13 protein-coding genes are annotated in these 15,066 nt (G+C 71.4%); 8 read left to right on the forward strand and 5 right to left on the reverse strand.

The window, feature by feature from the left end:
* The first annotated feature begins 41 nt into the window (after positions 1 to 41).
* On the forward strand, positions 42 to 1,568 hold the full coding sequence (locus tag ACLIBK_RS07190) for a pilus assembly protein TadG-related protein (protein ID WP_415386557.1): 1,527 nt from the start codon (positions 42 to 44) through the stop codon (positions 1,566 to 1,568).
* A 53-nt stretch (positions 1,569 to 1,621) separates the two neighbouring features.
* On the opposite strand, the gene ACLIBK_RS07195 is transcribed toward ACLIBK_RS07190, so the two are convergent.
* On the reverse strand, positions 1,622 to 2,602 hold the full coding sequence (locus ACLIBK_RS07195; RefSeq protein WP_415386558.1) for a Bug family tripartite tricarboxylate transporter substrate binding protein: 981 nt from the start codon (positions 2,600 to 2,602) through the stop codon (positions 1,622 to 1,624).
* Between the two features lie 165 nt (positions 2,603 to 2,767).
* Here ACLIBK_RS07195 and ACLIBK_RS07200 point away from each other — a divergent pair, with 165 nt between their 5' ends.
* Together ACLIBK_RS07200 and ACLIBK_RS07205 are read left to right on the forward strand one after the other, a co-directional pair.
* A complete protein-coding gene (locus tag ACLIBK_RS07200; protein WP_415386559.1) occupies positions 2,768 to 3,502 on the forward strand; it encodes an inositol monophosphatase family protein in 735 nt (244 codons plus the stop codon).
* Positions 3,499 to 4,266 (forward strand): 2-keto-4-pentenoate hydratase, encoded by a 768-nt coding sequence (locus ACLIBK_RS07205; protein ID WP_415386560.1) that lies wholly within the window; start codon positions 3,499 to 3,501, stop codon positions 4,264 to 4,266. The genes ACLIBK_RS07200 and ACLIBK_RS07205 overlap by 4 nt, the downstream gene beginning before the upstream one ends.
* A gap of 139 nt (positions 4,267 to 4,405) precedes the next feature.
* Here the strand turns inward: ACLIBK_RS07205 and ACLIBK_RS07210 are convergent, their stop codons facing one another.
* Positions 4,406 to 5,218, reverse strand: a complete 813-nt coding sequence (locus ACLIBK_RS07210; protein WP_415386561.1) for an IclR family transcriptional regulator — start codon at positions 5,216 to 5,218, stop codon at positions 4,406 to 4,408.
* A gap of 120 nt (positions 5,219 to 5,338) precedes the next feature.
* Here ACLIBK_RS07210 and ACLIBK_RS07215 point away from each other — a divergent pair, with 120 nt between their 5' ends.
* The 5 genes from ACLIBK_RS07215 (at position 5,339) to ACLIBK_RS07235 (ending at position 12,612) form a co-directional block, all read left to right on the forward strand.
* Positions 5,339 to 7,435 carry a 3-hydroxyacyl-CoA dehydrogenase NAD-binding domain-containing protein gene (locus ACLIBK_RS07215; RefSeq protein WP_415386562.1) on the forward strand — a complete coding sequence of 699 codons (2,097 nt, stop codon included), beginning with the start codon at positions 5,339 to 5,341 and terminating at the stop codon, positions 7,433 to 7,435.
* Positions 7,432 to 9,090, forward strand: coding sequence for an AMP-binding protein (locus ACLIBK_RS07220; RefSeq protein ID WP_415386563.1), 1,659 nt, complete (start codon positions 7,432 to 7,434; stop codon positions 9,088 to 9,090). Before ACLIBK_RS07215 ends, ACLIBK_RS07220 begins: the two co-directional genes overlap by 4 nt.
* A 13-nt stretch (positions 9,091 to 9,103) precedes the next feature.
* On the forward strand, positions 9,104 to 10,306 hold the full coding sequence (locus ACLIBK_RS07225) for an acyl-CoA dehydrogenase family protein (RefSeq protein WP_415386564.1): 1,203 nt from the start codon (positions 9,104 to 9,106) through the stop codon (positions 10,304 to 10,306).
* A 52-nt stretch (positions 10,307 to 10,358) separates the two neighbouring features.
* Positions 10,359 to 11,513, forward strand: coding sequence for an acyl-CoA dehydrogenase family protein (locus ACLIBK_RS07230; RefSeq protein ID WP_415386565.1), 1,155 nt, complete (start codon positions 10,359 to 10,361; stop codon positions 11,511 to 11,513).
* A gap of 73 nt (positions 11,514 to 11,586) precedes the next feature.
* Complete coding sequence (locus ACLIBK_RS07235; protein WP_415386566.1) at positions 11,587 to 12,612, forward strand: tripartite tricarboxylate transporter substrate binding protein; 1,026 nt, start codon at positions 11,587 to 11,589, stop codon at positions 12,610 to 12,612.
* Positions 12,613 to 12,630: 18 nt separating this feature from the next.
* Here the strand turns inward: ACLIBK_RS07235 and ACLIBK_RS07240 are convergent, their stop codons facing one another.
* The 3 genes from ACLIBK_RS07240 to ACLIBK_RS07250 are packed head-to-tail and all read right to left on the reverse strand — an operon-like array spanning position 12,631 to position 14,942.
* On the reverse strand, positions 12,631 to 13,305 hold the full coding sequence (locus tag ACLIBK_RS07240) for a cytidylyltransferase domain-containing protein (protein WP_415386567.1): 675 nt from the start codon (positions 13,303 to 13,305) through the stop codon (positions 12,631 to 12,633).
* Between the two features lie 4 nt (positions 13,306 to 13,309).
* Positions 13,310 to 13,891 carry an SIS domain-containing protein gene (locus ACLIBK_RS07245; protein ID WP_415386568.1) on the reverse strand — a complete coding sequence of 194 codons (582 nt, stop codon included), beginning with the start codon at positions 13,889 to 13,891 and terminating at the stop codon, positions 13,310 to 13,312.
* Between the two features lie 16 nt (positions 13,892 to 13,907).
* Positions 13,908 to 14,942 (reverse strand): Gfo/Idh/MocA family protein, encoded by a 1,035-nt coding sequence (locus ACLIBK_RS07250; protein ID WP_415386569.1) that lies wholly within the window; start codon positions 14,940 to 14,942, stop codon positions 13,908 to 13,910.
* Positions 14,943 to 15,066: the final 124 nt, after the last annotated feature.

Below are 15,066 nucleotides of genomic sequence, written 5' to 3' on the forward strand. Positions count from 1 at the left end.
GTGGCGCGAAGCCCTGGCGCGACCGGCGCGGCAATGTGGCCATGCTGATGGCCTTCGCGGCGATCCCACTACTGCTGATGGTGGGCGTCGCGGTGGACCTGACCCGCCTCTACGCGCTGCGCTCGCGGCTGGTGACCGCCACGGATGCGGCGGCGCTGGCGGGGGCGCGTGCCATCGCCGATCCCACGCGCGACGCGCAGATACGCGCCTGGTTCTGGGCCAACTTCACCCGGCGCAGCGCCACCGTAACGGAAGGCTTTCTCCGGGCGACGGTGACGGATATCCGCGTGCTGACCGATCCGGCGGACAGCAACGTCGTGCGGGTGCAGACCACGGCGACACTGCCCACCACCTTCATGCGCCTGGGCGAACTCGTCGGCATGGGCAACGTGGCGCTGATGACGGCCAAGGCCGACCAGGCCGCGCGTCGGCAGGAGCGGGGGATGGAGCTGGCGCTGGTGCTGGACGTCACCGGCTCCATGTCCGACAGCCCCGGCAGCGGGCAGCCGAGCAAAATCGCCTCGCTGCGCAACGCGGCGACGGACCTGATCAACATCATGTTCGGCAGTCGCGCCACCGTGCCGAACCTTTGGGTCTCGATCGTGCCCTATACCACCACGGTCAATATCGGGCGCGGCCGCACGGGTTTTCTGGCCCCCGGCAGCTACGACCCCGGCCAGTTCTTGCCCACGGTCTGGCGCGGCTGCGTCGAGGCCCGCATGGGCGGCCAGGATATGACGGACACGCCGCCGGCGCAGGCACCCTTCCAGCCGTTCCGGTGGCGTTCCACGCTGAACCAGTATTCGCCCTATCCCGGCGACAATGATTGGTCCACCAGCGGCACCAACGTGCCCAACGAGGCCAACCCGGAATCACCCAAGAGCGACTCCCAGCAGCACAGCCTCGGCAACAGCGAGCGTGGACCGAACCTGTCCTGCGAGCGCGCGCTGACGCCGCTGATCCAGTCCAAGGCAACGCTGCTGAGCGAGATCGCCGCGCTGCGCGCCGGGCCGGACCGCGGCGGCACCGTGACCAACCAGGGGCTGCAATGGGGGTGGAACAACCTGTCGCCGCGCTGGCGCGGGCTGTGGGGCACGGCCAACCTGCCGCTGGACTACAACACGCCCAACATGGACAAGGTGTTGATCCTGATGACGGACGGGGTCAACGACCTCGCGGATTCCACCGCCGGCGCGCCGGGCGCCTGCACGGTGACGGCCTGCACCAAGCCGCCGGGCGGAGCGCGCGCTTATGTCGCCACCACGGACAGCGACTACACCTCCTACGGACGGCTGGCGGAGAACCGGCTGGGGCTGACGCGCGTCAGCAGCGCCAACGCGATCACCGAGTTCAACCGGCGCACCGGGGTGCTCTGCGCCAGCATCAAGGCGGCGGGAATCACCGTTTATACGATCACCTTCGCGCTGAACAACACCACCACGCAGAACCTGTTCCGGACCTGCGCCAGCAAGCCGGAGTACTATTTCAACAGCCCCGACGCGACGGCGCTGCGCGGCGCCTTCACCGAGATCGGGCAGCAGCTGTCCAACCTGCGCCTGGTGCGCTGAGGCGCGCGGTTCGGTTGCGGAGGGCGCGGGATAGGACGGGGATCTGGCGCGGTTCAGCCCGTGCGCAGCTCGCCGGCCTCCACCGCGGCGGCCCAGCGGCGGCTTTCCTGGCGCAGGTAGGTGCCGAACTCGGCGGAGGTCATGGTGAAGGCGCGGCAGCCCTGCTCGCCCAGCGCCGCCTGCAGCCCCGGCTGGCCCAGCACGTGGCGCAGCTCCGCTGCCACGCGCGTGCGGGCTTCCTCCGGCAGGCCGGCGGGGCCGACGATGCCCCACCAGGGTGCCGCGGCGAAGCCGGGCAGGGCGGCCTCCGCCACCGTGGGCACGGCGGGCAGCAGGGGGGTGCGGCCGGCATTGGTGACGGCCACCGGCTGGATGCGGTTGCCGCTCAGCGGGCCCACCAGGGTGGACACCGCCTCGCAGTACAGGTCGACGCGACCGGTGATCAGGTCGCGCAGCGCCTGCACCGGGGTGCGGTAGGGGATGTGCACGGCGTCCAGCTGCGCCGCGTGCACCAGGAACTCCGCCACCATGTGGCTGGTGGAGCCGACGCCGGAGGAGGCGACGTTGAGGCTGCCGACGCCGCGCCGGGCCGTGGCGATCAGTTCGCGGAGGTCGCGCGGCAGGCCGGGACGGGCGCAGAGCAGGAAGGCTTCCTCCCCCACCGGGCCGACCGCGTCGAAAACCTGGTCGGGGTCGAAGGGCGGGTCGCGGTCCAGCAGCGGCCGGGTGAAGTTCACCGTGCCGGCGAAGAGCAGCGTGTAGCCGTCCGGCTCGGCATGGGCGGCGAGGTCCACCCCCAGCAGCCCGTAGGCGCCGGGGCGTGGGTCGCAGTTCACCGCGACGCCCAGGCCCGCCGACATCGCCGCCGCGGTCAGCCGGGCGCCGTTGCTCGCCGCCGTGCCGCTGGCCCAGGGCACCACGAGGCGGATGGCGCGCTCGGGAAAGGCGCTGAACTGCGCAAGGGCGGGAGACACCAGGCCGGCACGGGCCGAGGCAAGGCTCGCGCCGGCGGCGAGGAGGCCGCGTCGTCGCATGGGTATCTCCGGGCAGGGCGGGACCGCCGGGAGAATGCCGGGTAAGGCGCGGGCGGGCAACGCGCGAAGCAGTGTGCAGCCCCGGCGGGGCAGGGAGGGCGCGGGTTCCCGGCCATGCGGGAACCGCACCTTCTGCTGCGGGTGCGAATGGCGCAGGATCGGGGCATGGACGACCTGACCCAAGCCCTCGCCCTGGCGGAAACCGCCGCGCGCTGTTCCCGCGACCTGCTGCGCGCCGGCGGCGGCGTGGCGGAATCCGCGATCGGGCGCGACATCAAGCTCGAACAGGACAAGGCCTCGGAGGCGATGATCCTGTCCCTGCTGCGGGAGGGGTCGCCCTTTCCGATCCTCAGCGAGGAGGCCGGCTGGATCGGCGGGGCGCCGGGGGCGGGCGAGTTCTGGTGGGCGGTGGACCCGCTGGACGGGTCGTGGAACTTCTTCCGCGGCGTGCCGCTGTGTTGCGTGTCCGTGGCGCTGTGCCGGGATGACCGGGCGGTGCTGGGCGCCATCTACGACTTCAACCGCGACGAGCTGTTCTCCGGCGGCCCCGGCCTGGGGCTGCGCCGCGACGGCGCGCCGTTCGAGCCGCCGCCGCGGCCGCGCGCGGTGCTGGCCACCGGGTTGCCGGCCAAATCCGACCATTCCCCCGCCGGGCTGGCCAAGGTCTTCGGCCGCGTGGAGTCCTGGACCAAGGTTCGGATGATCGGCAGCGCCGCCCTTTCGCTGGCCTGGGTCTCCTGCGGCCGCTTCGACGGCTACGAGGAGGAAGGCGTGCTGTGGTGGGACGTGGCCGCCGGCTGCGCCCTGGTGGAAGCCGCGGGCGGCACGGTGTCGGTGACCGGCGACGTGCTGGGCGGGCCGCTGCACGTCGTTTGCACTACCGGAAAGGATCGCGCATGACCTCCCTGGCCGAGAAGCTGGCCGCCGCCTTCGCCGCGCGCGGCGTGCTGGAGCCCGAGGCATCGGAGATCCCGACCGACCTCGCCGCGGCGGAAGCGGTGCAGGACGCGGTGGTGGCGCGCACGGTGGCGGAGATCGGCGCCTGGAAGCTGGGCGCCACGGTGCGCAGCGTGCGCGAAGGCTTCGGCCTGCCGCGCGGCTTCTTCGGGGTGCTGCCGGCCTCCCGCGTGCTGCAGGGTCCTGCCGCGCCGGCAGCGGCCGACCTGCCGCAGTTCGGGCTGGAAAGCGAGATCGCCTTCCGCTTCGGCCGCGACCTCGGGCCGGCGGGGGCGCCCTGGTCGGCCGAGGATGTGCGCGCCGCCATCCTGTCCGTGCATCCCTCCATCGAGGTGCCGCAGACCCGCTATCCCGCGCTGGGGCAGTTCGGCGGGCTGGGGCTGATCGCCGACAACGGCGCGACCGGGCTGGCCATCCTGGGCGAGGGCACGGCGGACTGGACGCCGGAGGAGTTGATCGAGCTACCGGTGCAGCTGGAGTTCGACGGTCGAGAAGTCGCCGCCGGCACGGGGGAGCTGATCGAGGGCGGGCCTTTCGGCGCTACCGTGGCCTTCGTGGCCCTGGCGAATGCCCGCGGCTACACGGTGAAGGCCGGGCAATACGTGCTGACCGGTTCCTGCACCGGCTACCTGCCGGGGCCGCGTCCGGGCGTGGCGGTGGCGCGCTTCGGGCGCTTCGGCCAGGTGGAGATGCGGCTGCCGGAGTGAGGAAGGCTGGGGGAGTGAACTCCCCCAGCCTTCCTCCTTCTTTCGAGAGTTTTGGGGGCGCCGTCAGAGCTCCCCCTGAAACTCCCGAAAATAGAAGAGGGTCCGGGGGGATATCTCCCCCCGGCTTCCTTCCGCCCGTTCAGCCCGGCGCGCCCGCCAGGGCCTCGATGCGCCGTGCCACGGCGGCGAGGCGCGGGCCGATCTCCTCCAGCACGCGCTGTCGGCTGAGCAGGAAGGCCGGGGCGCCGCAGTTCAGCGCCACGATGCCGCCGCCCCCCGGCAAGGCGAAAGCGGCGCCGGCGGCGTGCACCGTGCGGTTCCAGTCGCCCACCGAGGCGGTGAAGCCCAGGGCTGCGTGCAGCGCCGCCGCTTCCTGCAGCCCGTCGCGCAGGGCGGGCCAGTGTACCGGGTCCGCCGCCGCCAGCCCGGCTTCCAGCGCGGCACGCTCGGCGGCATCGGCCGCGGCGTAGTAGGCGCGGCCCATGGCGGTGGGGCCGAGCGGGATGCGCGAGCCGACCTCCAGCCGCAGCGCCACGGCCGAGCGCGGGGACACGTGCTCGACATAGAGCATGTGCAGCCCGTCGCGGCTGCCCAGGGACACGGAGGCGTCGGTTTCCTCGGCCAGTTGTCGCATCAGCGGCGCCGCGACCTGGCGCACGGCGAGGTTGGCCAGGGCCAGTTGCCCCAGCGGCACCAGCCCCAACGCCAGCCGGTATTTCGCGAAGCGCGGCAGGTAGAGCAGGCAGCCGATGCGGCACAGCGTGTGGGTCAGCCGCGACACCGTGGCCTTGGGCAGGCCGGTGCGCTCCGCCAGTTCCCCGTTGCCGAGGATCGGGTCCTCCGCCGTGAAGGCGCGCAGCACGTCGAAGCCGCGGGCCAGGGCCGTGACGAAGGCGCGGTCCTCCGTTTCCTCAGCGATGGAGGGTGCGGTCGTGGCGTCGCGCTTGCGCATGTTTCCTCCGCCAGGCCGGCGTGCTTGACCGGCCGCTCGGGGTTCCGATACGACTTCCGAAAAGAGCAGAACATATTTCCGCACTGCGGAACAGAGCCGATTGGGCAGGGAATACGCGCGATGGATCAGCCAGGGCCGGTGCGGTGGACGGTGGAGAACGGCGTGGCGGTGATCCGCGTCAGCAACCCGCCCGTGAACGCGCTGAGCGCCGCGGTGCGCGGCGGGCTGGTGCAGGCCCTGCTCGCGGTTCAGGCCGACCCGGCGGTGCGCGCATCCGTGCTGACGGCGGAAGGGCGCACCTTTATCGCCGGGGCTGACATCAGCGAATTCGGCAAGCCGCCGATCCCGCCCTCGCTGCCCATGACCATTGCCGTGCTGGACACGGCGACCAAGCCGGTGGTGGTGGCGATCAACGGCACCGCGTTGGGCGGCGGGATGGAGATCGCGCTGGGCTGCCACGCCCGGGTGGCGGCGCCGGGGGCAGTGCTGGGCCTGCCGGAGGTGAAGCTGGGGCTGCTGCCGGGGGCGGGCGGCACGCAGCGCCTGCCGCGGCTGATCGGCGGGGAAGCGGCGCTGAAGCTGATCGTTGAGGGACGCTCGGTGAAGGCGACCGAGGCGCTGTCGCTCGGCATCGTGGACGAGGTGGCGGAGGGCGACCTGCTGGCGGCGGCCACGCGGCGGGCCCTGACGCTGGCGGGGCAGCCCCTCGTGCGGCTGCGCGACCGCACGGACCGGCTGGGCTCGCGCGAGGCGATGGAGGCGGCCGCCGCGGCGATCCTGAAGCGCTCGGGCGAGATGCCCAACGTGGCGGCCGCGGTGAAAGCCGTGCAGGCCGCCTTCGATCTGCCCTTCGAGGAGGGCATGGCGCTGGAGCGGGCGCATTTCCTGCGGCTGCTGGAGGACCCGCGTTCGGTGGCGCTGCGGCACGTCTTCTTCGCCGAGCGCGCGATTGCCCGCATCCCCGGCCTGCCCAAGGGCACGGCGGCGCGGCCGGTGACGCGGGTGGCGGTGATCGGCGCCGGCACCATGGGCGGCGGCATCGCCATGAGCTTCAGCAATGCCGGCATCCCCGTGACGCTGATCGAGACGGGCGAGGAAGGGCTGAAGCGCGGGCTGGACCGCGTGGCCGGCAACTACGACACCTCCGTGAAGCGCGGCAGCCTGACAGCCGAGGCGCGAAACGAGCGCATGGCGCGGATCGAAGGGCGCGTGGGGCTGGAGGCTGCGGCCGATGCCGACCTGGTGGTGGAAGCCGCCTTCGAGGAGATGGGCGTCAAGCGCGAGATCTTCGGCACGCTGGACCGGGTGGCCAAGCCCGGCGCGGTGCTGGCCAGCAACACCTCCTATCTCGACCTCGACGCCATCGCCGCCGCGACCTCGCGCCCCGGCGATGTGGTGGGGATGCATTTCTTCTCGCCGGCCAACGTCATGAAGCTGTTGGAGGTGGTGCGCGGCGCCAACACCTCACCCGACGCGTTGGCCACGGCGGTGGAACTGGGCCGCAAGCTGGGCAAGGTGCCGGTGGTGGTGGGCAACTGCCACGGCTTCGTCGGCAACCGCATGCTGGCGCGCCGCACCGTGCAGGCGGAGCGGCTGCTGGTGGAGGGCGCGCTGCCGGAAGACGTGGACAAGGCGCTGACCGAGTTCGGCTTCCGCATGGGGCCTTTCGCCATGGCCGACCTGGCCGGGCTCGACATCGGCTGGAGCAATCGCAAGGCGCAGGGCACGGCGGGCGACGGTCGGACGGCCCCGGTGGCCGACGCGCTCTGCGAGGCCGGGCGCTTCGGGCAGAAGACCGGGCGCGGGTTCTACGATTATTCCGGCGGGGCGCGGCAGGGTGCGCCGGACCCGGTGGTGCGGCAGCTGGTGGAGGAAACCTCGGCGCGGCTGGGCGTGCAGCGCCGGGTGATCGGGCAGGAGGAGATCACCGAGCGGCTGCTCTTCCCCATGATCAACGAGGGCGCCCGCATCCTGGCCGAGGGCATCGCGGCGCGGCCGGGTGACATCGATGTGGTCTGGCTCAACGGCTACGGCTGGCCGGCCTGGACGGGTGGGCCGATGTTCCATGCCGACGCAGTGGGGCTGGCGCGCGTGGCGGGGCGGCTGGAGGAGTTCGCCGCCCGCACGGGCGACGAGACGCTGCGGCCGGCACCGCTGCTGGCGCAGCTGGCGCGCGAGGGGCGCGGCTTCGCCTCGCTGGAGGAAGCGGCGACGTGACGGATCGGCCGGCGCACCCCTGGGAAGCCTCCTACCCGCCGGGCTGCCGCTGGGACGCGCCGATCGAGGCTGGCACCATCCCCAGGCTGCTGGACGATGCGGTGGCGCGGTGGGGCACGCGGCCGGCGCTGGAGTACCGTGACCGGCGCACGTCTTTCGCGGAGCTGGGGGCGCTGGTGGACCGCGTGGCCACCGGTTTCCGCGAGTTGGGTGTCGGGCCAGGCACCGCGGTGGCGCTGTTCCTGCCCAACACGCCCTGGCACCCCGTCTGCTTCCTGGCGCTGGCGCGGCTGGGCGCGCGTATCACCCATCTCAGCGCGCTGGATGCGCGGCGGGAGCTGGCGCACAAGCTGGCCGACAGCGGTGCGCGGCTGGTGGTGACCACCGACCTCTTCGACCTGCCGGAAAAGGCGCGATGGCTGCTGGAGAGCGGCGCCGCCGACCGCGTGCTGCTGGGCGAGGATGCGCGCTGGGGCGGCGAGGCCAGCGCCCTGGAGTGGGATGAGCGGCTGCAGCCATTGGCGGCGCTGCTGGAACGGGAACCCACCGGCGAGCCCTGGCCAGTCGTGTCGCCCGGCGACGTCGCGCTGCTGCAATACACCGGCGGCACCACCGGCCTGCCGCGCGGCGCCATGCTGACGCACGGTAATCTCACCTCCGCGGTCAGCATCTACCGCCACTGGTTCGACAGCGAGGGGCTGACCCCCGGCGAGCAGCGCGTGATGGGCGTCTTGCCGCTGTTCCACATCTATGCCCTGACCACCGTGCTGCTGCGCCACCTGGCCGAGGGCAATGAGGTGCTGCTGCGCCCGCGCTTCGACCCGGAAACGGCGATCCGCGACATCGAGGAGAAGCGCGTCACCTTCTTCGCGGGCGTGCCGACCATGTGGATCGGGCTGCTGAACCATCCGGGCGTCGAGGGCCGCGACTTTTCCTCCCTGCGCACCTGCGTGTCCGGTGGCGCGCCGCTGCCCTTCGAGGTCGGGCAGAAGGTGGAGCGGCTGCTGGGCCAGCGGCTGCGCGTGGGCTGGGGCATGACGGAAACGGCGCCCGCCGGCACGCGCGTGCCCGTGGCGGCGCCGCTGCGGCCCGGGCTGATCGGCGTGCCGCTGCCGGGGATCGAGCTGCGCATCGTGTCGCTGGACGATCCCGGGGTGGAGATGCCGCCCGGCGAGGCGGGGGAGATCGCGATCCGCGGTCCCAACGTCTTCGCCGGCTACTGGAACCGGCCGGAGGATACCGCGGCCGCCTTTCGCGACGGCTGGTTCCTGACCGGCGACATCGGCCGGCTGGAAGCGGACGGGCTGTTCACGCTGCTGGACCGGCGCAAGAACATGATCATCTCCGGCGGCTTCAACGTGTACCCGACCGCGATCGAGGCGGCGCTCTACGAGCACCCGGACGTGACGGAGGCGATCGTGATCGGCATCCCCGACGCGTATCGCGGCCAGTCCGCCAAGGCCTTCGTGACGCTGCGCCCCGGCGCACCGGAGCTGACCCTGCCTGAGTTGAAGGAGTTCCTGCGCGACCGGCTCGGGCGGCATGAGATGCCGGCGGCGCTGGAACTGCGCGACGCCCTGCCGCGCTCGCCCGCCGGCAAGCTGCTGGCCAGCGCCCTGGTGGCGGAAGAGCGCGAACGCGCCGGCAAGGTTTGAGGAGGACATCCACGTGGACCTGCGCTTCACCCCGGAGGAGATCGCCTTTCGCGACGACCTGCGCCGCTTCTTCCGCACGGAGATCCCGGCGGAAATCCGGCGCACCGTGGCGGAAGGGCGCCACCTGTCGCGCGAGGAGATCGTCACCTCGCAACGCATCCTCAACGCGAACGGTCTGGCGACGCCGAACTGGCCGGTGGAATGGGGCGGCAAGGATTGGTCGCCGGTGCAGCGCTACATCTTCACCGAGGAACTGCAGCGTGCCGCCGTGCCGCTGCCGTTGCAGTTCAACGTGTACATGGTCGGGCCGGTGATCGCTGCTTTCGGGTCGGAGGAGCAGAAGCGCCGCTTCCTGCCGGCCACGGCCAATCTCGACATCTGGTGGTGCCAGGGCTTCTCCGAACCCGGCGCGGGGTCGGACCTCGCCTCGCTCAAGACGCGGGCTGAGAAGCGGGATGGAAAGTACGTGGTGTCCGGGCAGAAGGCCTGGACCACGCTGGGGCAATACGCCGACTGGATTTTCTGCCTGGTGCGCACCGACCGCGAGGCGAAGAAGCAGCGTGGCATCTCCTTCCTGCTGATCGACATGAAATCGCCCGGCATCACCGTGCGGCCGGTGATCACCATCGACGGCGCGCACGAGGTGAACGAGGTGTTCTTCGACGAGGTCGAGGTGCCCGCGGAGAACCTGGTGGGCGAGGAGAACCGCGGCTGGGACTACGCCAAGTTCCTGCTGGCCAACGAGCGCACCGGCATCGCGCGCATCGGCATGAGCAAGCAGCGCATCGCCCGCGCCAAGCGCCTGGCGCGCGAAACCCCGGCGGGGGAGGGGATGCTGTGGGACGATCCCGGCTTCCGCCGCCGCGTCGCGGGCATCGAGGTGGAGTTGAAGGCGCTGGAGATCACCCAGATGCGCGTGGTGGCGGCGCAGCGCGACCGGGACAACAGCAAGCCGGACCCGGCCTCCTCTATCCTGAAGATCAAGGGGTCGGAGTTGCAGCAGGCCACCACGGAGCTGCTGCTGGACATCGCCGGCCCCTATGCGCTGCCGGCGCCGGAACACGCGCCGTCGGACGGAAACAACGAGCCGGCGATGGGGCCGGAGGGCGTGGATGCCCTGGCGCCGCTATACTTCAACATGCGCAAGGTCTCGATCTACGGCGGGTCCAACGAGATCCAGCGCAACATCATCGCCAAGGCCTTTCTCGGCCTGTGATCCACGTCCATCGCGCGGCCCGCGAAGCAGCCGCCCCGGGAGCACGAGCGTCTTGGATTTCGACCTGACGGAGGAGCAGCGGCTCCTCAAGGACAGCATCGACCGGGTGATCGGCGATGCCTACGGCGACTTCGAGCAGCGTCGCCGCCACCAGGCCGGACCGCACGGCTATAGCGAGGCGCTGTGGGCCCGCTACGCCGAACTCGGGCTGCTGATGCTGCCCTTCGACGAGGCGGATGGCGGGCTGGGCGGCGGGCCGGTGGAAACCATGCTCGTCATGGAAGCCATCGGCCGCGGCCTGGCGGTGGAACCCTTCCTGTCCACGGCCGTGCTGGGCGGCGGTTTCCTGCGCCTGGGCGGCAGCGCCGCGCAGCGGGAAGCGCTGATCCCCGCCGTGGCCGAGGGTTCCCTGACCCTGGCCTTCGCGCAGCTGGAAGCGCAGTCCCGCTACGACCTGCACGACGTGGCCACGGCCGCGCGGCGGGACGGCGGCGGCTTCGTGCTGGACGGGCGCAAGGGTGCCGTGCTGCACGGCGGCAGCGCGGGGCGGCTGATCGTCAGCGCCCGCACCGCCGGTGGGCGGCGCGACCGCGAGGGCATCACGCTGTTCCTGCTGGACCCGGCCACCCCGGGCGTGACCCGGCGCGGCAGTGCCACGCAGGACGGCCAGCGCGCGGCGGAGATCACGCTGGACGGCGTGCGCCTGGGTGCCGAGGACGTGCTGGGCGAGGTGGACCACGGCCTGCCGCTGATGGAGCAGGTGGTGGACATCGCGCTCGCGGCGCTCTGTGCCGAGGCGGTGGGCGCGATGGACGCGCTGCGCGACCTCACCGTGGACTACCTGAAGACGCGGCAGCAGTTCGGCGTCGCGATCGGGTCCTTTCAGGCCTTGCAGCACCGCGCCGCGGACATGCTGGTGTCGGGGGAGCAGGCGCGCTCCATGGCGCTGTACGCCGCGATGATGGCGGAAGCGCCGGACCCGGCGGAGCGCCGCGCGGCGGTGGCGGCGGCCAAGGCGCAGGTGAACCGCGCGGCGCGGCATGTCGGGCAGGAAGCGGTGCAGCTGCAGGGCGGTATCGCCATGACGCTGGAATACAAGGCCGGGCACTACTTCAAGCGGCTGACGGTGCTGGAAAACCAGTTCGGCGACACCGAGCACCACCTGCGTGCCGTGGCCGCGGCGGACCGCTTGGTCGAGGCGGAGTGACGCCGTCCGGGGCAGGGTGGGCCGGAACGGAAGAACACGGGCCGCAAAGGTCCGACAGGGGAGGAGACGCGTGATGCGGAACGGGTTGATCGGGCGGCGCGGGGCGCTGGCGCTGGGCGGCGGGCTGCTGGCCGCGGCGGGGCAGGGCGCGCTGGCCCAGACGGCGCCCCAGGGCGCGCCGGCCCCCGCGGAGGGTTCCGGGCGCTTCCCGGACAAGCCGATCCGCATGCTGGTGCCCTTCGCGCCCGGCGGCACCACGGACGTGCAGATGCGTGCGTTGTGCGACGCGGCCTCGCGCCGGCTGGGGCAGCCCGTGGTGGTGGAGAACCGCACCGGCGCCGGCGGCATCCTGGCGGCGCAGGCGCTGGTGGGCGGCACCCGGCCGGACGGCTACACGCTGGCGCAGATGCCCGTCTCGGTGTTCCGCTACCCGCAGATGGTGCAGCGGCCGCCCTTCGATCCGATGCGCGACTTCACCTGGATCGCGCAGGTCACCGGCTACCTGTTCGGCGTGGTGGTGCGGGCGGATTCGCCGTGGCGGACGTTCCGGGAGTTCCTGGCCTATGCCAAGGCCAACCCGGGCAAGGCGACCTACGGCTCGCCGGGCGTGGGGACCTCGCTGCACATCACCATGGAGCAGATCGCCGCGGAGCAGGGCATCCAATGGGTGCACGTGCCCTTCCGCGGGGTGGCGGAGGACCTGCAGGCGCTGGTGGGCGGGCAGATCGACGCCTCGGCCGATGCCAGCGCCTGGGGCGAGCTGGTGAAGGATGGGAGGCTGCGCCTGCTCTGCACCTGGACGGCGGAGCGGCCGAAGCGCTTCCCCGAGGCGCCGACCTTGCGCGAGGAGGGCATCAACATCGTGTCCGACAGCCCCTACGGCCTGGCAGGCCCGGCGGGGATGAGCCCGGCCGTGGTGCGGGTGCTGCAGGACGGGTTCCGCGACGCGCTGAACGACCCGAGCCACCTCGCGGTGCTGGAGCGCTACGACATGGCGCCGGCCTATCTCGACAGCGCGGCCTACGCGGAGGCCGCGCGCCGCCAGTACCAGCAGGATGGCGAGATGATCCGCCGCCTCAACCTCAGCATCGGCGGCTGAGGTGGCGTGGGACGGCGCTCAGGCCGTCCCGGCGTGCACGGTGTCCCAGAGGGCTTCGGCGATGTCGAAGTCTTCCTGGGTCTTGATGACGTGGCCCGCGTTGCGCCCGACCGGCCAGGTGCCGACCTTCCCGGAATAGGTGGCGCAGCGGCCAGCCCGGACGGCTTCCAGGTAGGGCGCGCGCTTCCAGCCGGTGATGCTCCAGGTGATGCGCTCCACCGGGTTCAGGTCCTGGCTGTTGGTCTTCTCCGCGAAGGTGAAGTTCACGGGCTGGCCGCGATACAGGCATTCCAGCGGCTCGGGGATCACGCTCATCAGCGCGTCCTCCGCGCCGGTGCGCATGCGCTCCACGAAAGCACGGACCTCGGCGGCGGTGAGCAGCGGGGCGATGGAGTGCACTTGCGCCACGGCGTCGCATTCGTGCTTTTCCAGGAACTCCGCCACGAACTGCTCGGAGGTCGCGGTGTTGGAGCCGAGATGCTCCGGGCGCTGGTGGAAGCCCACGCCCTCGGCCGCGGCGACGGCGGCGAAGTCGGGGTGTTCGGAGTTCACCCAGACCTCGTCGAAGACGCCGGCGGCGAGGCACTTGCGCACCGCGTGCGCGATCAGCGGCGCGCCGCGGATCTCCTTGAGGTTCTTCTTCGCCAGTCGCTGGCTGCCCATCCGGGCCGGGATCATGGCGAGGATGCGCATGGGATCAGGTCACGCTGTACTCGGCCTGCCCCACCACCATGTCGACCACCGTGGTCAGCCAGATGTTGTGCACGCCTTCCACCACGTTGTAGGCGCCGGAGGGGATGTGCAGGTTGATGTCGCCCAGCTGCTTCAGCGGGTTGTCGGGCGACTTGCCGGTGAAGGTCACCACGGTGACGTCGTTCTTCTTCGCCCATTCCGCCGCCTTCACCGCGTTGGGCGAGGAACCGGACACGGAGATCAGCACGGCGGCGTCGCCGGCATCGGCGTAGCGCTCCATGGCGCGCCAGATCCAGTTCTCGTAGCCGTAGTCGTTGGAGAAGCAGGTGATCAGGTTGGGCTCGTTGAAGTCCACCGCGCGGACGCGGCCCTGCTTGGTGAAGTCCACCGCGCCGTGGCTGGCGATGGAGGCGGAGGCGCCGTTGCCGGCGAACATCATCTTCTTCTTGCGCTCGCGGATGCTCAGCGCCAGGTCGCGGAAGGCGACCAGCTGCGGGTAGTGGCGCGGGTCGAAGGCATCCGCGGTGTAGCGCTTGAAGTAGTCGTCCAGCCAGCCGTTCCAGTCGGGCGTGATCTGCGCGTCCATGCTCGTGCTGCCTTCCTCAATCCGCGTGGCTGAGGAGTGCTTCGCGCAGCTCCTCGGATTCATGGCGTTCGTTGGTGTAGAGGTTGTCCACCAGTTCCATCACCTGCAGCGCCTGGGCCGAGGAGCCGTACTGCACCGGGGCGCCGGTGCGGATGGCCTCGAAGAAGGCGTCGGTTTCGCGCTGCCAGGAACTGTCCACCTCGAAATGGAAGCGTTCCTCGCTGTCGAAGGTGGCGGCGGGCGCCACGGCGCGGTTGCGCGCCACGGTCAGCACTTCCTCGCCGTAGGTGCCGGAGGAGGTCTTGAGGCCGTTGAGCACGAGGTAGCCGCGCTCCAGGAAGACTTCCAGCGAGAACAAGTGGCGCCACTGCGTCATGGTGGAATGGAAGCTCACGGACAGGCCGGTGCGGCGGTTGCGCAGCAGGGCGAAGACGTTGTCCTCGATGCCCGGCGTCTTCCAGTACAGGTTGGAGATCATGGCGTGCACCTCGTCGAAGGGCTCGCCCGCGAGGTGCAGGAACAGGTCCAGCATGTGGATGCCCTGGTCCAGCAGGATGCCGCCGCCGGCCAGCCGCTTGTCGGCGCGCCAGCCCGTCAGGTAGTCGGCATCCACGCTCTTGCCGTAGCGGCCGCGCATCCAGAGGATGCGGCCGAAGCGGCCTTCATCCACCAACTCCTTCATGCGCAGGATGGCGCCGTGGTGGCGGTGGTTGAAGCCGTACATCAACACCTTGCCGGACGCCGCCTCGGCGGCGCGGATCTCGCGCATCTCGGCGGCGGTGAAGCAGGGTGGCTTCTCGCAGAAGACGTGCTTGCCAGCCTGCAGTGCGGCGATCGTCAGTGGCCGGTTCAGCCAGTTGGGCGTGCACACGAACACCGCGTCCAGTGACGGGTCCTGCACGATCGCCTCGGCGGAAGCGGCAAAGGGGTAGGGAGTCTCGGGGTCCTGCACCGTGTCGAACACCGACACGATCTTGGCCTGCGACGCGGCTTCCACGGCGGCTGCCCGGGTCCGGCCCATTTTGCCGAAGCCGATGATCCCGATGCGCATCGCGACACCCCTTCCATCCAGTGACCGGCTCTGCTGCAATGCAGCATGCGCGGCGGCAGATTGCATACTTCGCCCTGTTGCGACAAGGACCACCGGCGTTTCCGGCCGGCTCGGCGGGGCGCCG

This window comes from Roseomonas sp. BN140053, from assembly GCF_047690175.1.
Lineage (GTDB): Bacteria > Pseudomonadota > Alphaproteobacteria > Acetobacterales > Acetobacteraceae > Roseomonas.